17 protein-coding genes are annotated in these 20,116 nt (G+C 71.3%); 9 read left to right on the forward strand and 8 right to left on the reverse strand.

Translation table 11 applies throughout. The features are described 5' to 3' along the window. Positions 1–795: 795 nt before the first annotated feature. Both BLT97_RS17300 and BLT97_RS17305 read right to left on the reverse strand, forming a co-directional pair. Complete coding sequence (locus BLT97_RS17300) at positions 796–1,560, reverse strand: sugar isomerase domain-containing protein (RefSeq protein ID WP_093611109.1); 765 nt, start codon at positions 1,558–1,560, stop codon at positions 796–798. Between the two features lie 141 nt (positions 1,561–1,701). Then, the gene (locus tag BLT97_RS17305) at positions 1,702–2,667 is read right to left on the reverse strand and encodes an N-acetylglucosamine kinase (protein ID WP_093611112.1); all 966 of its coding nucleotides are present in this window, start codon (positions 2,665–2,667) and stop codon (positions 1,702–1,704) included. A 133-nt stretch (positions 2,668–2,800) separates the two neighbouring features. Here BLT97_RS17305 and BLT97_RS17310 point away from each other — a divergent pair, with 133 nt between their 5' ends. The 4 genes from BLT97_RS17310 to BLT97_RS17325 all read left to right on the forward strand — a co-directional run bounded on the left by BLT97_RS17310 (position 2,801) and on the right by BLT97_RS17325 (position 6,790). After that, complete coding sequence (locus BLT97_RS17310) at positions 2,801–3,694, forward strand: MurR/RpiR family transcriptional regulator (protein ID WP_245769385.1); 894 nt, start codon at positions 2,801–2,803, stop codon at positions 3,692–3,694. 206 nt (positions 3,695–3,900) lie between these two features. Next, positions 3,901–5,700, forward strand: coding sequence for a VanW family protein (locus BLT97_RS17315; RefSeq protein ID WP_176953800.1), 1,800 nt, complete (start codon positions 3,901–3,903; stop codon positions 5,698–5,700). A gap of 49 nt (positions 5,701–5,749) precedes the next feature. Then, positions 5,750–6,277, forward strand: coding sequence for a hypothetical protein (locus BLT97_RS17320; protein ID WP_093611116.1), 528 nt, complete (start codon positions 5,750–5,752; stop codon positions 6,275–6,277). 120 nt (positions 6,278–6,397) lie between these two features. Beyond that, complete coding sequence (locus tag BLT97_RS17325; protein WP_093611510.1) at positions 6,398–6,790, forward strand: VOC family protein; 393 nt, start codon at positions 6,398–6,400, stop codon at positions 6,788–6,790. 388 nt (positions 6,791–7,178) lie between these two features. Here BLT97_RS17325 and acnA read toward each other — a convergent pair whose 3' ends face one another. From acnA to BLT97_RS17340, 3 genes are all read right to left on the reverse strand, one after another. Continuing rightward, complete coding sequence (acnA, locus tag BLT97_RS17330; protein WP_093611512.1) at positions 7,179–9,896, reverse strand: aconitate hydratase AcnA; 2,718 nt, start codon at positions 9,894–9,896, stop codon at positions 7,179–7,181. 218 nt (positions 9,897–10,114) lie between these two features. Then, positions 10,115–11,359, reverse strand: coding sequence for a MalY/PatB family protein (locus BLT97_RS17335; protein ID WP_093611118.1), 1,245 nt, complete (start codon positions 11,357–11,359; stop codon positions 10,115–10,117). Between the two features lie 68 nt (positions 11,360–11,427). Continuing rightward, complete coding sequence (locus BLT97_RS17340) at positions 11,428–12,909, reverse strand: hypothetical protein (RefSeq protein WP_093611120.1); 1,482 nt, start codon at positions 12,907–12,909, stop codon at positions 11,428–11,430. A 73-nt stretch (positions 12,910–12,982) separates the two neighbouring features. Between BLT97_RS17340 and BLT97_RS17345 the strand changes: the two genes are divergently transcribed. From BLT97_RS17345 to BLT97_RS17355, 3 genes are all read left to right on the forward strand, one after another. Next, the gene (locus BLT97_RS17345; RefSeq protein WP_093611122.1) at positions 12,983–13,333 is read left to right on the forward strand and encodes a VOC family protein; all 351 of its coding nucleotides are present in this window, start codon (positions 12,983–12,985) and stop codon (positions 13,331–13,333) included. Between the two features lie 130 nt (positions 13,334–13,463). After that, positions 13,464–13,691, forward strand: a complete 228-nt coding sequence (locus BLT97_RS17350) for a DUF4236 domain-containing protein (protein ID WP_093611124.1) — start codon at positions 13,464–13,466, stop codon at positions 13,689–13,691. 94 nt (positions 13,692–13,785) lie between these two features. Then, on the forward strand, positions 13,786–15,315 hold the full coding sequence (locus tag BLT97_RS17355) for a helix-turn-helix domain-containing protein (protein WP_093611126.1): 1,530 nt from the start codon (positions 13,786–13,788) through the stop codon (positions 15,313–15,315). Positions 15,316–15,319: 4 nt separating this feature from the next. Here the strand turns inward: BLT97_RS17355 and BLT97_RS17360 are convergent, their stop codons facing one another. From BLT97_RS17360 to BLT97_RS17370, 3 genes are all read right to left on the reverse strand, one after another. Then, positions 15,320–15,859 (reverse strand): hypothetical protein, encoded by a 540-nt coding sequence (locus BLT97_RS17360; RefSeq protein WP_093611128.1) that lies wholly within the window; start codon positions 15,857–15,859, stop codon positions 15,320–15,322. Between the two features lie 106 nt (positions 15,860–15,965). After that, the gene (locus tag BLT97_RS17365; RefSeq protein WP_093611130.1) at positions 15,966–16,364 is read right to left on the reverse strand and encodes a RidA family protein; all 399 of its coding nucleotides are present in this window, start codon (positions 16,362–16,364) and stop codon (positions 15,966–15,968) included. Next, on the reverse strand, positions 16,364–17,509 hold the full coding sequence (locus BLT97_RS17370; RefSeq protein WP_093611514.1) for an acyl-CoA dehydrogenase family protein: 1,146 nt from the start codon (positions 17,507–17,509) through the stop codon (positions 16,364–16,366). The genes BLT97_RS17365 and BLT97_RS17370 overlap by 1 nt, the downstream gene beginning before the upstream one ends. A 121-nt stretch (positions 17,510–17,630) precedes the next feature. Here BLT97_RS17370 and BLT97_RS17375 point away from each other — a divergent pair, with 121 nt between their 5' ends. After that, positions 17,631–19,250 (forward strand): AMP-binding protein, encoded by a 1,620-nt coding sequence (locus tag BLT97_RS17375; protein ID WP_093611132.1) that lies wholly within the window; start codon positions 17,631–17,633, stop codon positions 19,248–19,250. Between the two features lie 36 nt (positions 19,251–19,286). After that, the gene (locus BLT97_RS17380) at positions 19,287–20,096 is read left to right on the forward strand and encodes a PaaX family transcriptional regulator (protein WP_093611134.1); all 810 of its coding nucleotides are present in this window, start codon (positions 19,287–19,289) and stop codon (positions 20,094–20,096) included. The last annotated feature ends 20 nt before the right edge of the window (positions 20,097–20,116 follow it).

The following is a 20,116-nucleotide window of genomic DNA, read 5'->3' on the forward strand; positions in this document are numbered from 1 at the left end:
CGGCGGATCAGGCGGTGGATTTCCCTTTTCCTTCGGTCTCTCCTCAGGAGGTCTCTCGGATATCGCGTCGGGTGCCGCTTGGGCGGCCTGGGGCAGAACAGCCCCCAGAAATCCCGAAATGACCAGGCCGGCGATCAGCCGGCGTCGACCGGTTCCCACTGTGGTGTTTTCCTCCCTGCCTTGCCGATTCCGTCCGCACCCGCCATGCGGCGGCACGTGACGGAAGGAAGGCAGCACTGGGCACTACTCGCCGATACCGGCGAGCAGTGAACGAATGATGGAGGTGGATTTTCAGGGAGTTGACCGCGGCCATGTCAACCGGCCGTGCAATTCGGACGCTTCTCCACATGCCCGATACGTGAGGGCGGTTGACACCTGTTTCCGTCGCTGCTTAGGAATGCGGCTCAATCTTGAGTCGGTCCAGGGGGTTTCGTGAGCAGGTCGGAGACGCGTCGGGTCGCGGTGGGCGACAGGGTTACGCACTATCGCGAGGGGAACAACGTTGGGACCGTCGTTGCGCTGCGGAGGCCGTGGTGGGCCTTCTTCGGACGGGTGTGGTGGGTCGACTGGGGCCGTGGGGCCCTGCCCGTGGCGCATGCGTTCGGGGTGGAACTCGTGAATGTGGAGAGTGTGGCGAGGACCGCCGCACCCGGGAAAGCAACCGACGGCATCGCCCTATGCGGGCAGGATGCCGTCGATGCACGTGTGGTCCGGTGAGCCGTTATTCGGCGCTTTCGTTGCGTCCTGAAACCCGCTGACGGGTTTCCCTTTCGGAAGCGGTCGCGAGTGGCGCGGTCAGAACCCGCCCCGATGCAACCGGCCCTCGTAATGGGCCTCCAGCTTCGCGTTGCGTTCGAAGCCGCCCGGCAGGTTCGCGGAGATGTAGACGGGGACGTCGTGGCCTTCCGCCAGGAGCAGGGCCACGCTCTCGGCCACCACCATCTGGGCCAGGGTGGTGGAGACGATCGTGGACACCCCGCACAGGCCGCCCCCGCCGGGCAGCGGGAGCAGTGCGTCGCCCGCCGGTGCGCCGTTGTCGAGGACCGCGTCGGCCAGGTCGGCGAGCCGCTTGCCGCTCTCGTGCAGGGCGGGTACGGCGCGGGTGTGCTGCATCGAGGTGAGCGCCACCAGGTGGTGTCCCTTGTCCTTCACCAAGTGCGCCATGTCCACGATGGAGTTGTTGACACCCGAGTTCGAGATGATCACGAAGAGGTCCTGGGGGCGCGGGGTGCTCAGTTCGTAGAGGCGTTCCGCGAGCCCCGGTCGCCGTTCGAGCAGCGGGTCGTCCAGGACCGCGCGGTCCTCGCCGCCGAGGAGGACGAGGTCCGCGAGGCCGATCCGGTTGGTGGGGATCAGGCCGCCCGCGCGGCCGGAGATCTCGAGCGCGGTGGCCTGCGAGTGTCCGGTGCCGAACGCATGGATCACCCCGTCGGCCGCCACGCAGTCCGCGAACAGCCGGGCCGCCGCCGACACCGCTTCCTTGTTGGCGTCGATCGCGGCGTCCAGCGACGCGCGCGCCTGGTCGGCGAAGAGGCTCGCGCTGATCTGCGGGTCGGTCATCGAGTTCCCACTCTCCTGGGGCGGTTGGGGCGATTGAGGTCCTGGTGGCGGCTGATCCGGCCGGTGCGTGGTTACGGGTGTGAGGCCCACGCCGCTTCGGTTGGATGAACCAGAGAAGCCACCTCGCCCTGGAAGAATGAATCAGACGGCAGGTCGCGTCAAGAGCCCCGCCAGCGCCACCGCGCCCGCCCCGCCGTCCCGAACCGCCGTCATGCGCAGGCCCATCGGCTCCACACGGGCGGCGAGGCGGCCTGTCAGCGGGCCGCCCGGAGCGATCAGGCCTCCGGTCGCGACCAGCAGTTCGCCCTCACGGGCGCCCAACGCCGCCAGCTTGTCGGCCAGTTCGTCGGCCGCCCGGTCGAGGAGTGCGAGCGCCGGAGGGTCGCCCTCCGCGGCGGCCTCGACCACCAGCGGGCACAGGGCCGCCAGCGCCGTAGGGTGACGGGAGTAGGCCCAGTCGGCAATGGCGTCCCTGAGCGGTGGGAGCTCGGGCGACTGTTCCGCGGACCGCCCGCGTCCGGGGGTCACCGCCTCAAGGACGCGCTCCACCAGCGGGCCCCGGGGACCGCGCCCGTCCACGGCCCGCAGCGCGGCCTTGAGTGCCTGCCGCCCGAGCCAGAAACCGCTGCCCTCGTCCCCCAGCAGCCAGCCGTGCCCGTCGACGAGGCGTACTTCGCGCCGGCCGCTGATCCGCCCCGCGGTCGCGCCGGTGCCGGCGATCAGGACCAGTCCGTCCGCCGGTGCGCCGGGCCCGGATGCGAAGGCGATCTCGGCGTCGCCGTAGAGCTCGACGGCCTGCGCCGACAGATGGAGGTGGTCCAGCGCTCGCGCCAGGCACGAGGCCGCGTTCTCGCGCCCGCGCCCGAAGCCGCCGCCGGCGAAGCCGGCCGCCACCGCCACGGTCCTTCCGCGCGACTGTTCCGGCAGGGCCGCGGCGATGGCCTCGCTCAAGTGCCGTACGAGTTCGTCCGGTTGGACCCCGAGCGCGTTGCCGGGGCCGCTGTCGCCCGTGCCGATCAGGCGGCCCTCCGCATCGGCGCAGTGCGCGCGGGTGCGGGTGCCGCCCGCGTCGATCCCGATCAGCAGGTGCTGTTCCCTGGAGGGCATGTGGTGTTCCCATCATTCACAGATCTTGCCGAATGGTGGTTGATAGAATCACCGTCTGGCAAGAGTTGAGTGCGGGTCCGCGCAGAGCCGGGTGCGGGCCGCGCGCCCCGGAACGAATCGAGTCGACCCCGCCGTGATCACCGCTCTGATCCAGTCCGAACTGCCCAGGCTGACCGCCTCGTTGCGCAAGGTCGGCGAGCACGTCCTCGCGGACCCGGCGGCGCTGGCCCAGACCTCAGCGGCCGACCTGGGACGGCGTACCGGCACCTCGCAGGCGACCGTCACCCGCTTCTGCCAGGCCCTCGGCCTCGACTCGTACCAGGCGCTGCTGCTCGAACTGGCCAAGGAGCAGGGCCAGTTCGCGCACGACCACTTCACCCGGGGCCCCTCGGCCCAGGGCCGGCCGCTCGGGCCCGACATCGGCCCCGACGACACCCTGGACCAAGTCATCGACGTCATCGCGCACGCGGACGCCCAGGCGTTGCGCGCCACGGTGGAGCGCCTGGACCGCGAGGCTCTGGAGCGTGCGGCCCGGGCGCTGGTGAAGGCGCGCAGGATCGATGTCTACGGCGTGGGCCAGTCGGGCATCCTGGCCCGCGAGGCCGAGGCGCGGCTCTTCGGCATCGGCTGTCAGGCCCGCGACTGGTCCGAGGTGCACGCGGCGGAGACCTCGGCCTCCCTGCTCACCCCGGCCGATGCGGCCCTCGCGCTCTCACACTCCGGCAGCACCCGCGAGGTCCTCGGCCCGCTGCGCCTCGCCGCCGAGCGCGGCGCCACCACCATCGCCATCACCTCGGCCCCCCGCTCCCCCGTGGCCCAGGCCGCCTCCATCCATCTGACCTCGGCCTCGGGCGAGACCAGCTTCCGGCACGGCGGCTTCGGCACCCGCCACTCGGTCCTGCTCATCATCGACTGCCTGTACGCCCGGGTGGCGCAGCTCTCGTACGACCGTGCCACCGCGTCCATCGCACTGACGGCCCACATCCGGGAGGAGCACACGACGCGACCGCGGCGCCGTGCGCAGTGAGGACGCCGGGCGGGCCGCCGGGGCAAGCCTGCCCGGCGTCGGAGCAGCCCGCCGCCTCCCGGGCGCGACAGCTCCGTACGCCGCTTATAGGGTGAATATCTGCATTCTGTGGATACCTCACGTTGTGCGGCCCAAAGGAGAGCGCATTGTCGCCATCGGACCTCCCCCAGTCCCCCGGGCCCGAGCCGCAGCCGGAGCCCGGCCCCGTGTCCGAGCGGCCTGCCGGCCCGCGGCACGCGTCCCGGCGTCGCATACGTCCCGCCCTGTACGCCGCGGGCGGAGTGGTCGTGGTCCTCGGCGGGCTGTACGCGGCCGGGCTCATATCCGAGGGGTCCGGCATACCCGAAGGGACCAGCGTCGACGGGGTGGATCTGGGCGGCCTGAGCGCCGCCGCGGCGCGCGAGCGCCTGGAACAGGAACGCGGAAAGGCGTGGTCGGCGCCGCAGCCCCTGCGCATCGGGGACGAGACGGCCGAGCTGGACCCGGCCGAGGCGGGGCTCTCCGTGGACACCGGGGCGACCGTCGAGCAGGCGGGTGACACCGGATCCAACCCCGTGACCGTGATAGCCGGCCTCTTCGGCGGCGGCGACCGCACGGTCGAGCCCGTCGTCCGCGTGGACGAGGCGAAGATGAAGAACGCGCTCGGCGCGCTGGCGCAGAAGTACGACCGCGAGGAACGCGACGGCGCCGTCTCCTTCAAGAACGGCAAGCCGGACGTCACCGAGGCGCGTTCCGGGATCACCCTGGACACGGCCGGCGCGCTGAAGACGCTGCGGTCCGCCTTTCCGGCCGAGGAGGCCGTGACGCTGCCGGTGGCCGAGAGCAAGCCGAAGGTCGGGGCGGCCGAAGTCCGGCGCGCCGTGGACGAGTTCGCCGAGCCGGCCATGTCCGGGCCGGTGTCGCTGACCGTCGGCGACAGCAAGCTGGAGGTGCCGACGGCCGCGCTCGGCCGGCACCTCAGCCTGAAGGCCGACGGGCAGGGCAGGCTCACGCCGGAGCTGGACGGTGCCGGACTGCTGAAGGACCCGGCGGTGGCCCGTCCGCTGAGCAGCGCGATCGGCGCTCCGGTGAACGCGAAGATCCGGCTCGACGGCGGACGGGTGGTCGTCACCGAGGACGGCAGGCCGGGGCGCAAGGTGAAGGCGGCGGCCGTCGAGGCGGCGGTGCTCCCGCTGCTCACGAAGTCGGGCGGGCAGCGCGCGGCCGAAGTGGCGACGGAGACCGTCCAGCCGGAGCTCACGGCGCAGAGCATCAAGGACCTCGGGATCAAGGAGCAGGTGTCCTCGTACACCGTGGAGTTCCCGAAGGCCGCCTACCGCACCATCAACATCGGGCGGGCCGCCGAGCTGATCAACGGGTCGCTGGTGAAGGACGGCGAGGAGTGGTCCTTCAACCGGACGGTCGGTGAACGCACCAAGGAGAACGGGTTCACCGACGGGACGATGATCCTCGACGGCCGCTACTACAGCGCGCCCGGCGGCGGTGTCTCGACGGTGGCGACGACGATGTTCAACGCGATGTTCTTCGCCGGCGTGAAGCCCGTCGAGTACGGGGCCCACTCGTTCTACATCGAGCGCTACCCGGAGGGCCGCGAGGCCACCGTCGCCTGGGGCACGCTGGACCTGCGCTGGCAGAACGACTCGGGCCACGCCATCTACATCCAGACCGCGGCCACCGACCACAACGTCACGGTCACCTTCCTCGGCACGAAGAAGTACGACGAGGTGAAGTCGGTCAAGGGGCCGCGCACCAACATCACCGAGCCCAAGAAGATCGAGGGCAAGGGCGACAAGTGCGAGCCGCAGACCCCGTACGAGGGCTTCGACGTCGATGTCGACCGCGTGCTGGTGAAGGACGGCAAGGAGGTCGGCCGCAAGACCTTCCACACGCACTACACGCCGCGCAACGAGATCGTGTGCGAGCCGGATCAGCCGGCCGCGCCGGATGTGGACCCCGATCCGCTGCCGTCCCAGGACACCAACACCCCGGCCGCGCCCGGAAGTTGATCCCGCCGGGGGTCTTGCCGTCGCGTCCTGGCGGTGCAACGTTGCTTACATGCTTACAGCCGAGCAGCACGAGCAGGTGCGCGGCTGGTTCGCCGGCCGCATCCCCGAAGGTCTCTTCGACGGTCCGCCCGAGGTCACGGTGGACCGCGAGGAGATCACCGTCGTCGGGACCGTCCCCGAGCCCGCCGTCGACGCGCAGGCCTCCGCCGCGGAGAAGGCCGCGGCGGTCGAGGGCCGTATCCAGGAGTTCCGCGAACGCACCCGCGAGGAGCGCATCGGCGTCGCGCGCGAGGCCGAGCACCGCTTCGGCAGGAAGGTCTCGTGGGGGGTGCGCTGCGGGGCGGAGAAGGCCCTGTTCACGCACGTGTCCGCGCCCGTGATGACGCGTCTTCGCCAGCCCGAGCGGCACGTACTCGACACCCTGGTCGCGGGCGGGGTGGCGCGCAGCCGCAGCGAGGCCCTGGCCTGGTGCGTACGTCTGGTGCAGCGCCATGCCGACGACTGGCTGGCGGAGTTGCAGGAGTCCCTGGAGGCGGTACGGAGGGTGCGTGCGCAGGGGCCTGACGCGGCCGGGTGAGCGGGAAACCGGCTCGACAGATCAACCAGGACCTGCCTAGGCTCTTCGCCAGCATCGCGTGCCGGTCACCGACCGGGTGAGGCATGGAGGTGCCGGAGTTTGCCCTTGGAGGCATTCACCTTGTCCGTGCAGTTCAACCACACCATCATCGCGTCCCAGGACGCACGGGAGTCCGCGGAGTTCTTCGCGGAGCTCCTCGGTCTCGAAGTCGGCGCCCCCTGGGGGCCGTTCATCCCCGTCGTCCTCGACAACGGGGTGACCCTCGACTTCGCCACCGCCCCCGACGGGAACACCCCGCTCCAGCACTACGCCTTCCTCGTCTCGGAAGACGTCTTCGACGCCGCGTACAAGAAGATCGCGGACCGTCGGATCGAGCACTGGGCGGACCCGCACCGTCAGCACCCCGGCGAGTACAACACCAACGACGGGGGCAAGGGCGTGTACTTCCTCGACCCGTCGGGCCACGCGATGGAAATCCTGACCGTGCCGTACGGCGGCTGGCCGAAGCAGTAGGAACAGGTAACAGTCGGGCCCCTCTCCCCCACGGGAGAGGGGCCCGACTGCTGCGCCGTACGGCTTACTTGCGGCCCAGAACCACCGGAGCCCGGCCGGGTCAGCGCCGCCCGGACACGGCGAAGGCCGCACCCCCGCGCAGGGGATGCGGCCCTCGACAGCCGCTAAGCGTCGCTTACTTGCGGATCAGCGAACGCAGCACGTACTGCATGATGCCGCCATTGCGGTAGTAGTCCGCCTCACGGCCCACCCACCCCAACTCTTCCGGAGCCCCGGAGACCGGCCGGGTCAGCGCCCCCGGAGACCGGCCGGGTCAGCACCCCCCGGACACGGCGAAGGCCGCACCCCCGCGCAGGGGATGCGGCCCTCGACAGCCGCTCGGCGTCGCTTACTTGCGGATCAGCGAGCGCAGCACGTACTGCATGATGCCGCCGTTGCGGTAGTAGTCCGCCTCGCCGGGGGTGTCGATGCGGACGACCGCGTCGAACTCGACGCCCGTGTCCGTGGTGACCTTGACCGTGCGCGGCGTGGTGCCGTTGTTCAGCTCCTCGACGCCCGTGAAGGAGAAGGTCTCCTCGCCGGTCAGGCCCAGGGACGCGGCGGAGGCGCCCTCCGGGAACTGGAGCGGGAGCACGCCCATGCCGATGAGGTTCGAGCGGTGGATGCGCTCGTACGACTCGGCGATGACGGCCTTCACACCGAGGAGGGCCGTGCCCTTGGCCGCCCAGTCGCGGGACGAGCCGGAGCCGTACTCCTTGCCGGCCAGGACGACCAGCGGGATGCCCTGCTCGATGTAGTTGCGCGAGGCGTCGTAGATGAAGGAGACCGGGCCGCCTTCCTGCGTGAAGTCACGCGTGAAGCCGCCCTCCGTGCCCGGCGCGATCTGGTTGCGCAGGCGGATGTTGGCGAACGTGCCGCGGATCATGACCTCGTGGTTGCCTCGGCGCGAGCCGTAGGAGTTGAAGTCACGACGCTCGACACCGTGCTCGGTGAGGTACTTGCCGGCCGGGGTGTCGGCCTTGATCGCACCGGCCGGGGAGATGTGGTCGGTGGTGACCGAGTCGCCCAGCTTGGCGAGCACGCGCGCGCCGGAGATGTCGGAGACCGGGGCCGGCTCCATCTCCATGCCCTCGAAGTACGGGGGCTTGCGGACGTAGGTGGACTCGCTGTCCCACTCGAAGGTGTTGCCGGTCGGGATCGGCAGCGCCTGCCACTGGGCGTCGCCCGCGAAGACGTCCTGGTAGGACTTGTTGAACATGTCCTCGCCGATGGCGTTCGCCACGACGTCGTTGACCTCGGCCTCGGTGGGCCAGATGTCCTTGAGGTAGACCGGCTTGCCGTCCTGGTCCGTGCCGAGGGCGTCCTCGGTGATGTTGACCTTCATCGAACCGGCGATGGCGTACGCGACGACCAGCGGCGGGGACGCCAGGTAGTTCATCTTGACGTCGGGGTTGATGCGGCCCTCGAAGTTGCGGTTGCCCGAGAGGACCGAGGTGACCGCGAGGTCGTGGTCGTTGACGGCCTTCGAGACCTCCTCGGGCAGCGGGCCCGAGTTGCCGATGCAGGTGGTGCAGCCGTAACCGACCAGGTTGAAGCCGACCTTGTCGAGGTACGGGGTCAGGCCCGCCTTGTCGAAGTAGTCGGTGACGACCTTCGAGCCCGGGGCGAGGGTGGTCTTGACCCACGGCTTGCGGGTCAGGCCCTTCTCGACGGCCTTCTTCGCGACGAGCGCGGCGGCGACCATCACGTACGGGTTCGAGGTGTTGGTGCAGGAGGTGATCGCGGCGACGGTGACGGCGCCGTGGTCGATCTCGTACGTGGAGCCGTCGGGGGCGGTCACGGTGACCGGGTTCGACGGGACGCCGTTGGGCGCGACGGCCGGGGCGTCCGAGGCCGGGAAGGACTCCTGGCCGGCCTCGTCCACCGTGTCGACGTAGTTGAGGACGTCCTTCTTGAACTGCTCCGCGGCGTTCGCCAGGACGATGCGGTCCTGCGGACGCTTCGGACCGGCGATCGACGGGACGACCGTGGAGAGGTCGAGCTCCAGCTTCTCGGAGAAGTCGGGCTCGGCGGCCGGGTCGAGCCAGAGGCCCTGCTCCTTGGCGTACGCCTCGACCAGCGCGACCTGCTGCTCCGAACGGCCGGTCAGCTTCAGGTAGTTCAGGGTCTCGTCGTCGATCGGGAAGATCGCGGCGGTGGAGCCGAACTCCGGCGACATGTTGCCGATGGTGGCGCGGTTGGCCAGCGAGGTGGCGGCGACGCCCTCGCCGTAGAACTCGACGAACTTGCCGACGACGCCGTGCTTGCGCAGCATCTCGGTGATCGTGAGCACGAGGTCGGTGGCGGTGGTGCCGGGCTTCAGCTCACCGGTCAGCTTGAAGCCGACGACGCGCGGGATGAGCATCGAGACCGGCTGGCCGAGCATCGCGGCCTCGGCCTCGATGCCGCCGACGCCCCAGCCCAGGACGCCCAGGCCGTTGACCATCGTGGTGTGCGAGTCGGTGCCGACGAGGGTGTCGGGGTACGCCTGGCCGTTGCGGACCATGACCGTACGGGCCAGGTGCTCGATGTTGACCTGGTGCACGATGCCGGTGCCCGGCGGGACGACCTTGAACTCGTCGAAGGCGGTCTGACCCCAGCGCAGGAACTGGTAGCGCTCCTTGTTGCGGCCGTACTCCAGCTCCACGTTCTGCGCGAACGCGTCGTTGGTGCCGAACTTGTCGGCGATGACGGAGTGGTCGATGACCAGCTCGGCCGGGGCCAGGGGGTTGATCTTCGCCGGGTCGCCGCCGAGCTCCTTCACGGCCTCGCGCATGGTGGCGAGGTCCACGACACAGGGCACACCGGTGAAGTCCTGCATGATCACGCGGGCGGGCGTGAACTGGATCTCCTGGCTCGGCTGAGCCTGCGAGTCCCAGTTGCCGAGGGCGCGGATGTGGTCGGCGGTGATGTTCGCGCCGTCCTCGGTACGGAGGAGGTTCTCGAGCAGAACCTTGAGGCTGTAGGGAAGGCGTGCGGCGCCCTCGACCTTGTCCAGCCGGAAGATCTCGTAGGACTCGTCGCCCACGCGCAGCGTGCTGCGGGCGTCGAAGCTGTTCGCCGACACGACAGTCTCCTTCATATATGTGCGCGTTCCCACCGCATCCTGCCGCCACGACCTGAGCCCGGTCCGCTAAGGTAGGGCTAAGTTAGGTAACCCTTACCGGGGTGGCCGGGGTGGCGACCTGCGGCGCGCCTCGGCAGATATCTCGATGTCGAGATAACTCTAGTACATCGCCGGGGCTTGGTCATGCCCCGGCCCCGCGGGCTGCTCTGTTGCGCTGGTCACGTACGAGTGCCCCCGAGCGCGCGGCCCATCCTGGTCAGCGCCTCGGTCAGGACATCCGGTGACGTGGCGAAATTCAGCCGTACACAGCCGGCACCTCCTGTGCCGAAGACATGGCCCGAGCTGAGCGCGACCCGCCCGCGGTCGAGGAACATCTTCGCGGGTCCGGCCAGGTCGGAGACGATGCCCGGGCCGTCGAGCGGACGCTCGTCGTGCAGGCCGAGCGCGGTGCAGTCGAGCCAGGCGAGGTAGGTCCCCTCGGGTGCGAGGTACCGGACGCCCGGCAGGTGTTGCGCGACCAAGTCTCCCAGCAGTTCCCGGTTCGCGGCGAGTCCGGCGATGAGCCCGTCCAGCCAGCCGCCCCCGTCGCGGAAGGCCGCGGTGTGGGCGATGACGCCGAGGTGGCTGGGGCCGTGGCCCACCTCCTCGGGCAGGCGCCGCAGGTCCTCGGCGGCCTCGGGCCCGGCGATCGCGAGCGCCGCCTTGAGTCCGGAGAGGTTCCAGGCCTTGGACGCGGAGGTGAGCGCGAAGGCGTTCTCGGCGCCGGGCACGCTCAGATACGGCGTGAAGACGGCGCCCGGCAGGACCAGCGGCGCGTGGATCTCGTCGGACACCACCCGGACCCCGTACCGGCGGGCGAGCTCGGCGACGGTCTCCAGCTCCTCACGGGTGTGCACGGCGCCGGTGGGGTTGTGCGGGTTGCTCATCAGGAACGCGGCGCCGCGGCCGCCCTGCCGTGCCCGCTCGAAGGCGTCCTCCAGGGCCGTGGGATCGATCCGGCCGGCCGGGCCGAGCGGTGCCTCGATCACGTCGCGGGCGTCGTGCCCGACGAAGGCGTAGAAGGGCGGGTACACCGGGGAGCACACCACCACCGCGTCCCCGGGCCGGGTGACCAGGCGGAGCACCTCCACGACGCCGAGCATCACGTCGGGCACGAGCGCGGTGCGCTCGACGGCGAGGTCCTGCCACCCCCAGCGTGCGGCGGCGAAGTCCGCGAGGGCGCGGGCGTAGCCGTCGCCGCCGCACGCGTAGCCGGTGTCGCCGAGGTCGACCGCCGCCCGCAGCGCGTCCGCGACCGCGGGGGCGAGCGGGACGTCCATCTCGGCCACCCACAGCGGCAGGACGTCCTCGGGGTGCGTGCGCCACTTCACGCTGGTGCGGCGGCGCAGCTGGTCGAGGGTGAGCTGGACGAGGGGGTCGGTGCGGGTCCCGCTGTCGGTCCGGTGAGCGTCGCTGATCGCCATCGGGCCAGGACAGCCGACGGCGGGGCGGGGGTCAACGGTGCGGACGGCTGCGAAGTCCGCGGCGGACGCTACGGAGCCCGCGGCGGGACCAGCTGGGCCCGCAGTTCCTCGGCCGCCTCCGCCACCTCCGCCGCGAGAGCGGTGCGGCCCGCGTCGGCCAACGCCCCGGCCAGCTCGTCGTGTTCGCGCACGATGAAGCGGCCCAGATTGATCCGCTCCCAGTACCGGAGGCTCTCGTCCCCCGGATCCCGCAGCACCGCCCGGACGGACGACAACGAGCGGACCGCCGCGTCGAGCTCCCCCGCCCGCCGCTCCAGCGCGGCCAGGTCGTACAGGGTGGACACGCGGTCCCAGGCGCTCTCCTGGAGTGCGGCGTAGAGGCGGCGGGCGCGCAACGCCTGTGCCAGATCGCCGAGTTCCTCGAAGGCGTACACGAGCGAGTTGAGGCGGTCGGCGACCAGGCGGCCGGGGTTCCCGGGGTCGCGGAGCAGGCCCTGGTCGAGTTCGATCGCGTCCAGGCGGCGGATGAGCGGGATGCGCGCGTGCTCGGTCAGACCCTGCGCCGTGGCCAGCTCGGTCCAGGTGAACAGGGATTCACCGGCGGGATCGGTGCCGAACATCGCGTCGTCCATCTCCCGCGCCCACTGCCGCAGCGCCGCGCCGTCGGACAGCTCCCGTATCTCGCTCAGTCCGCACGCGGTGTCGAAGTCCGTCCCGCGCACCTCGTCGAGCAGCGGCAGGTCCTCCGCCCGGCCGTGCCGTCCGATGAGGACGGCGGCGAGCCGGAGCTCGTCCGTCATGGAGGACCCCGTCTCGTACCGGATCAGCCGGCGCAGCAGAGGAAGGTCCTCGTCCGCGCGGTCGAACTGGGCCGCGCGCAGGACGAGCCGGCGCCGTACGGGATCCTCGGCCACGCCCTGCCACACCGCGCGCTCGCCGTCTCCGTTGCGCAGTGCGGCCAGGTCCGCGCGTCCGGACGCGAGCACCGCCTCCCACAGCGGGGGCCGCGGATGGTCGTCGAGGAGCCGGTAGGCGCGGCCCTCCTCCGCGTTGAGCAGCACGAAGCCGGGTTCGGTGCGCAGGAGTGCGGCATGGAGGAGGCCGACGAGTTCCAGCGGGGAGCGGTCGGGGAAGCCGAGTGCGGTGCGCAGTTCGGCGCGCTCGTCGTCGATGCCGTAGTACTCGCGCAGCTCCTCCTCCGTCTCCTCGACGGCGGCCCGTACGGCCTCGGCGCCGTCCGCCGGTGACAGACGGACATACGCGCCCCAGCCGGGCAGGCCGGTCAGGATGTCGAGGGCCTCGTCGACGGTGGATCCGATGATCCCGGCGTCGCCCTCCGAGGAGGCGTACAGGACGGAGCCGTCCGCGCACCGGAAGAAGGTGCCGCCGGTGTCGTCGCCCGCGAGCACCTCCAGCGCGCCGCCCGATGCGAGCCGCACCTCCTCCACATGGCCGTGCGCGGCCCGTCCGAGGTCGAAGTTGAACGGGAAGGCGGCGAGGGCGGCGAGGCGGGGTTCGCGGCGCAGCAGGGCGAGCGCTTGTTCGGTCACGGCGGCGACCGTAACAGGGCGCCGCGGCCCGCCTTCTGTTGCACCGCCTCACGGCCGGACCGACGATCTCCGTATGTTCAGCGGCGCGCACGTCATCCTGTACAGCCAGGACGCCGAGGCCGACCGGGCCTTCATCCGGGACGTCCTCGGCTTCGCCCATGTCGACGCCGGCCACGGCTGGCTGATCTTCCGGCTGCCGCCCGCGGAGGTCGCGGTGCACCCGACGGACGCGGAGCCGCGGCACGAGCTGTATCTGATGTGCGACGACCTCGATGCCGTACGGGACGCACTCGCCCGGCACGGGCTCTCCTTCAGCCGGCCCGTGAGCGACCAGGGGTGGGGGCGGCTGACGGGTGTACGGATGCCGAGCGGGGCCGAACTCCCGCTGTACCAGCCGCAGCACCCCGTGGCGCACGGCCTGTGAGCGGAGCCGCGGCGGGCGTCGGAGGTCTGCCGAGTCCCGCGCCGGCGCCGCGCGTCTGACGCGCCCTCGGGCGGGTACCCGGAGCCCAGCACCTGCACGGTCGGAGCACGACACGCGTCAGGAGACCCGTATGCCTCTCACGTTCCGCAAGAGTTTCCGGATCCTTCCGGGTGTCCGGCTGAACCTCAACCGCCGCTCCTGGTCCATCACCACGGGCGGCCGGCACGGACCGCGCCGCACGCACAGCAGCACCGGCCGGCGCACCACGTCGATGGATCTGCCGGGCCCTTTCGGCTGGCGCCGAACCACGCATTCCGGACGAACCCGGCGCAATCGCCGCAGCTGGATGGGCAGGTGACGGAGCCTCGGTTACCGGACCGCCGACACGGGCGGTTACTCGGACGGACGCACTCCGTTTTTCCTCTATCTCACATCCGGTATACGGTCGCCCCATGGCAGACGACTACCTCGTACGCATCGGCAAGCTCATCCGTGACGCCCGTCAACACCGGGGCTGGACACAGTCGCAACTTGCCGAGGCACTCGGTACCAGCCAGAGCGCCGTCAACCGCATCGAACGCGGCAACCAGAACATCAGCCTTGAGATGATCGCCCGAATCGGTGAAGCCCTGGACAGCGAGATCGTCTCTCTGGGCTACGCGGGACCGATGCACCTCCGGGTCGTCGGCGGACGACGCCTGTCCGGCTCGATCGACGTCAAGACAAGCAAGAACGCCTGCGTCGCGCTCCTGTGCGCCTCGCTGCTCAACAAGGGCCGCACCGTGCTGCGCCGGGTCGCACGCATCGAGGAGGTCTACCGCCTCCTGGAGGTCCTGAACTCCATCGGGGTCCGCGCGCGTTGGATCAACGACGGCAAGGACCTCGAGATCGTCCCGCCGGCCACGCTGGACATGGACGCGATCGACTCGGCCGCGGCCATCCGCACCCGCTCGATCATCATGTTCCTCGGCCCGCTCCTGCACCGCATGGACCGCTTCAAGCTGCCGTACGCGGGCGGTTGCGACCTCGGCACGCGCACGATCGAGCCGCACATGATCGCGCTGCGCCGCTTCGGCCTGGACATCGCGGCCACCGAGGGCATCTACCACGCCGAGGTGGATCATTCGATCAAGCCGGACCGGCCGATCGTGCTGACCGAGCGCGGCGACACCGTGACGGAGAACGCGCTACTGGCGGCAGCCCGCCACGACGGCACGACCGTGATCCGCAACGCCTCCTCGAACTACATGGTCCAGGACCTGTGCTTCTTCCTGGAGGCGCTCGGCGTCAAGGTCGAGGGCATCGGCACCACCACGCTCACCGTGCACGGCGTCGCGAACATCGACGTCGACGTGGACTACTCCCCCTCCGAGGACCCGGTCGAGGCGATGAGCCTGGTGGCCGCGGCCGTCGTGACGGAGTCCGAGCTCACCATCCGCCGCGTCCCGATCGAGTTCATGGAGATCGAGCTCGCGGTCCTGGAGGAGATGGGCCTGGATCACGACCGCTCGGCGGAGTACGCGGCGGACAACGGCCGCACGCGTCTGGTGGACCTGACCGTCCGGCCCTCCAAGCTGGAGGCGCCGATCGACAAGATCCACCCGATGCCGTTCCCGGGCCTGAACATCGACAATGTGCCGTTCTTCGCGGCGATCGCGGCGGCGGCCCAGGGCAAGACCCTGATCCACGACTGGGTCTACGACAACCGCGCGATCTACCTCACGGACCTCAACCGCCTGGGCGGCCGGCTCCAGCTCCTGGACCCGCACCGCGTCCTGGTCGAGGGCCCGACCCGCTGGCGCGCGGCCGAGATGATGTGCCCGCCCGCGCTGCGCCCGGCGGTGGTCGTGCTGCTCGCGATGATGGCGGCGGACGGGACCTCGGTCCTGCGCAACGTCTATGTGATCAACCGCGGTTACGAGGACCTCGCCGAGCGCCTCAACTCGGTGGGCGCGCAGATCGAGACGTTCCGCGACATCTAGTACGTCATGTATGGGAGGAGGCCCTCGCGTCGGGAGACCGGCCGAGGGCCTCCTCCATGCGGGCCACACGGTCCCGGGTGCGGCGGCGCATCCACACCATCCAGCCGGTGAGGGCCGCGTACACCGCGAGGAGCGTGAGGGCGGGCACCCAGGCGCCGAGTGCCATCAGGCCGATCGGGCCCACGGCCGCGAGGACCAGGAACAGGTAGAAGAGGGCGCCGGGCTGCGCCAGTTCGGCGCGGCGCTTGGCGACGAGGCGGCGCAGCACCTCGCGCTCACGGAGGCTCGCCGGGACCTCGCCCCGCCTGAACTGCCCTTCCGCCACCCGCAGTTCCTCGGCGTCCACCTTGAGCGCCTTGAGATACGCGTGGCGGCGCGCCAGGAACACCACGGCCGCCAGGGCCGTGAGCAGGACGGCACGCAGCAGGGTCAGGGAGGGCGGTTCGCCGGGGTGTGCCAGGCGGAAGATCCCGGCCACCAGGACCAGGGACAGCGCGATCTGCGCGGCCGGGCTCCGGTCGAAGGCGTGCTTCAGCCCGCGCATGGGGATCGCCTCCCTTCACTCGTCGGTGAAGTCGGGTGAAGTCCGGTGAAGTCCGTATCCGACGAGTACCCGCTCACGAGGGCGGGAGTCGCATCCCGGCCGCGTCTCAGCCGACCGCCGCCACCCCGTCCAGCTCCACGAGGCACTCCTCGTCCCACAGCCGGACGGCCCCGATCACCGCCATCGCGGGGTAGTCGCGGCCCGCCAACCGCCGCCAGATACGGCCGAGTTCGGCGGCCCTGGCCCGGTAGTCGGCCACGTCCGTCGCGTACACCGTGACCCGGGCCAGGTCCTTCGGCGTGCCGCCCGCAGCCTTCAGGGCCGCGAGGAGGTTCGTGAGGGCCAGCTCGAACTGCTCGGGCAGGGTCGTGCCCACCACCTTGCCCTCGCCGTCGAGCGCCGTCTGGCCCGCGAGGAAGACGAGGCGGGAGCCGGTGACCGTGACGGCGTGCGAGAAGCCGGTGGGCGGGGAGAGTTCGGCGGGGTTGATGCGTTCCAGGGCCATCAGCGGGCTGCCTCCTCGGAGAGCCGCGTGTGCAGCTCCTTGTACAACTCCTTGGCGATGATCTCGCGTTGCACCTCCGTCGCCCCCTCGTAGATGCGGGGCGCGCGGACCTCGCGGTAGAGGTGTTCGAGGAGGTGACCGCGTTGCAGGGCGCGCGCTCCGTGCAGCTGGACGGCGGCGTCGACCACCTGCTGCGCCGTCTCCGTGGCGAGGAGTTTCGCCATGGCCGCCCGGCGCGGGACATCGGGTTCGCCGCGGTCGTACGCGGCCGCCGCGGCGTAGACGAGCAGGCGGGCCGCCTCGGTGCGCGTGGCGAGGTCGGCCACCTGGTGGGCCACCGCCTGGAGATCCTTCAACACCCCGCCGAAGGCCCGGCGTTCGGCGGTGTGCGCGAGGGTCGCGTCCAGGGCCGCCTGCGCCATGCCCACCGCGAAGGCGCCGACGCTCGGGCGGAACAGGTTGAGCGTGGTCATCGCCACGCGAAAACCCTGGTCGACCTGGCCGAGCAGGTCGGCGCGCGAGACCCGGACGCCGTCGAAGTCGAGCCTGCCGATCGGGTGCGGCGAAAGCATGTCGAGGGGCGAGCCGGTCAGTCCGGGGCGGTCCGCCGGGACCAGGAGGGCGGTCACCCCGCGGGCTCCGGCGCCCGGGGTCGTGCGGGCGAAGACGGTGTAGAAGTCGGCGCCCGGCGCGTTGGAGATCCAGCACTTCGTTCCGGTGAGCAGCCATTCGTCGCCGTCGGCGCGGGCTTCGAGCGCGAGGGCCGCCGCGTCCGACCCGGCATCCGGCTCGCTCAGCGCGAAGGCCGCGACCGCGCGGCCGGCTGCGACCTCGGGCAGCCAGCGGGCGCGCTGGGCCTCGGTGCCGTGGGCGTGCACCGGGTGGGCGCCGAGGCCTTGGAGCGCGAGGGCCGTCTCCGCCTCCGTACACCCGTACGCGAGGGATTCGCGCATCAGGCACAGGTCGAGCGAGCCCGAGGTGAACAGGCGGGCGAGCAGGCCGAGTTCGCCGAGTGCGGCGACCAACGGGCGGTTGACCGCGCCCGGTTCACCCGCCTCGGCCAGCGGACGCAGGCGGTCGGCGGCCAGCGCGCGCACCTCCTCGCACCACTGGACGGATTTCGGATCCAAGGCGAATTCCGGCACCACGCGTCTCCCTCCACGGTTCGCACCGCTCACTCACACGGGTATATCGCGCACAGTTGACTGTCGTCACCATCACGATACGCTCGTTGCGCGACCCCACCACAGTGAAGGGGCAGCCACCATGGAGCCGACACCGCTCACGCCCTCCGCCCACGCCGACACCTTCGCGCGGGACCATCTCCCACCCGCGGACCAGTGGCCGGAGCTCACCTTCGACCTGCCCGAGCTGCGCTATCCCGACCGCCTCAACTGCGGGGCCGAGCTCCTCGACGCCACCGTCGAGCGCTTCGGAGCCGAGCGGACCGTGTTCCGTACGGGCGGCGGCGAGGTGTGGTCGTACGGGCAGCTTCAGGTTCATGTCGACCGGATCGCGCATGTGCTGACCTCGGAGCTCGGGGTCGTGCCCGGGAACCGGGTGCTGCTGCGCGGCCCGACCTCGCCCTGGCTCGCGGCCTGCTGGCTCGCGGTGATGAAGGCGGGCGCGGTGGCCGTGACCGTGCTGGCGCAGCACCGCGCGCACGAGCTGGCGACCATGTGCGAGATCGCGCGGGTGAGCCATGCCCTGTGCGACGCGCGGTTCACCGAGGACCTGAAGGACATCTCCGGGCTGCGGGTCACCCCGTTCGGCGGTGAGGGCGAGGACGATCTGCTGCGGCTCGCGGAGCGGCAGCCGGAGGCGTTCGCCCCGGTCGCGACGGCCGCGGACGACGTGGCGCTGATCGCCTTCACCAGCGGCACGACGGGACGGCCCAAGGGCTGCATCCACTTCCACCGCGATGTGCTCGCCATCGCCGACACCTTCTCGCGGCACGTCCTGAAGCCCGAGCCGGACGACGTGTTCGCGGGCAGTCCCCCGCTCGGCTTCACCTTCGGGCTCGGCGGTCTGGTGATCTTCCCAATGCGGGCGGGCGCGAGCGCGCTGCTGCTCGAACAGGCCGGTCCCAAGCAGCTGCTGCCTGCCATCGCCGAGCACGGGGTGTCGGTGGTGTTCACCGCGCCGACCGCGTATCGCGTGATGCTGGAGGACATCGAGCGGGGCGCCGACGTGCGGTCGCTGCGGCGCTGCGTCTCCGCCGGCGAGAACCTGCCGGCCGCGACCTGGCAGTCCTGGTACGAGCGGACCGGACTGAAGATCATCAACGGGATCGGCGCCACCGAGCTGCTGCACATCTTCATCTCCGCCGCCGACGACGCCGTCCGCCCCGGCACCACCGGCACCACCGTGCCCGGCTGGTCCGCGCGCGTGGTGGACGGCGAGGGGAAGCCGGTGGCCGACGGGGAGCCGGGGCTGCTCGCGGTGCGCGGCCCGGTCGGCTGCCGCTATCTCTCGGATCCGCGGCAGCAGGAGTACGTACGGGACGGCTGGAACGTCACCGGGGACACGTACGTGCGCGAGGCGGACGGCTATTTCCGTTACGTGGCCCGCGCGGACGACATGATCATCTCGGCCGGGTACAACATCGCGGGTCCCGAGGTCGAGGACGCCCTGCTCCGGCATCCCGACGTGCTGGAAGCGGCGGTGGTCGGGCAGCCCGACGAGCTGCGCGGGCAGGTCGTGGCCGCGTATGCGGTACTGCGGGAGGGGGTGCCGCGCTCGGAGGTGACGGCCGAGGCGCTGCGGGAGTTCGTGAAGGGCGAGCTGGTGCCGTACAAGTGCCCGCGCCTGATCGAGTTCCCCGAAGCCCTGCCGCGGACGCCTACGGGCAAGCTCCAGCGGTTCAAGCTGCGCGCTGCGGAGTGATCACGCTCCCGGGCGCGCGCGTGGCAGAGTGATCACGTGGCAGAGCAGCAGACCCCGCGATCCTTGATCGTCACGTTCTACGGGGCCTACGGGCGCCGTTCCCAAGGTCCCGTCCCGGTCGCCGAGTTGATCCGGCTGCTCGGCGCGGTGGGCGTGGACGCGCCGGCCGTGCGCTCCTCGGTGTCGCGCCTGAAGCGGCGCGGGCTGCTCGTGCCGGAGCGCACCGGGCAGGGTGCCGCGGGGTACGCGCTGTCCGAGGAGGCGCGGCGGCTGCTCGACGACGGGGACCGGCGGATCTACGCCGAGGGCCCGCCGTCCCTCGCGGACGGCTGGGTGCTCGCGGTGTTCTCGGTGCCGGAGGCCGAGCGCAGCAAGCGGCACGTCCTGCGCTCCCAGCTGGCGCGGCTCGGCTTCGGCACGGCGGCGCCCGGGGTGTGGATCGCGCCGGCCCGCCTGCACGAGGAGACCCGGCACACGCTCGAACGGCTCCAACTCGCCCCGTACGTGGACCTGTTCCGCGGCGACCACCTCGGGTTCGCGGCGACCGTCGACACGGTGGCGCGGTGGTGGGACCTGACGGCGGTGGCGAAACTCCACCGGGAGTTCCTGGACCGGCACGAACCGGTGCTCGCCGCCTGGGAGGCGCGCGCGGACACCCCGGCCGAGGAGGCGTACCGGGACTATCTGCTCGCGCTCGACTCCTGGCGCCATCTGCCCTACGCCGACCCCGTCCTGCCGGCCGAACTGCTGCCGGACGACTGGCCGGGCGGGCGGTCGGCGGAGGTGTTCTCGCGGTTGCACGCGCGGCTGCGGGAGGCCGGGGCGGAGTTCGCCGGGCTCGGGTAGCGCTGTGCGGGGGACAGGCG

This window comes from Streptomyces indicus (assembly GCF_900100315.1).
In the GTDB taxonomy this organism is placed as follows: Bacteria; Actinomycetota; Actinomycetes; order Streptomycetales; family Streptomycetaceae; genus Streptomyces; species Streptomyces indicus.

Coding starts and splice junctions, on each gene's coding strand:
- BLT97_RS17305 (WP_093611112.1), bottom strand. CDS start 2,667: ATGCCCTCCAGGGAACAGCACCTGCTGATCGGGATCGACGCGGGCGGC.
- BLT97_RS17355 (WP_093611126.1), top strand. CDS start 13,786: ATGGCAGACGACTACCTCGTACGCATCGGCAAGCTCATCCGTGACGCC.
- BLT97_RS17300 (WP_093611109.1), bottom strand. CDS start 1,560: ATGACCGACCCGCAGATCAGCGCGAGCCTCTTCGCCGACCAGGCGCGC.
- BLT97_RS17375 (WP_093611132.1), top strand. CDS start 17,631: ATGGAGCCGACACCGCTCACGCCCTCCGCCCACGCCGACACCTTCGCG.
- BLT97_RS17345 (WP_093611122.1), top strand. CDS start 12,983: ATGTTCAGCGGCGCGCACGTCATCCTGTACAGCCAGGACGCCGAGGCC.
- BLT97_RS17350 (WP_093611124.1), top strand. CDS start 13,464: ATGCCTCTCACGTTCCGCAAGAGTTTCCGGATCCTTCCGGGTGTCCGG.
- BLT97_RS17335 (WP_093611118.1), bottom strand. CDS start 11,359: ATGGCGATCAGCGACGCTCACCGGACCGACAGCGGGACCCGCACCGAC.
- BLT97_RS17365 (WP_093611130.1), bottom strand. CDS start 16,364: ATGGCCCTGGAACGCATCAACCCCGCCGAACTCTCCCCGCCCACCGGC.
- BLT97_RS17360 (WP_093611128.1), bottom strand. CDS start 15,859: ATGCGCGGGCTGAAGCACGCCTTCGACCGGAGCCCGGCCGCGCAGATC.
- BLT97_RS17320 (WP_093611116.1), top strand. CDS start 5,750: ATGCTTACAGCCGAGCAGCACGAGCAGGTGCGCGGCTGGTTCGCCGGC.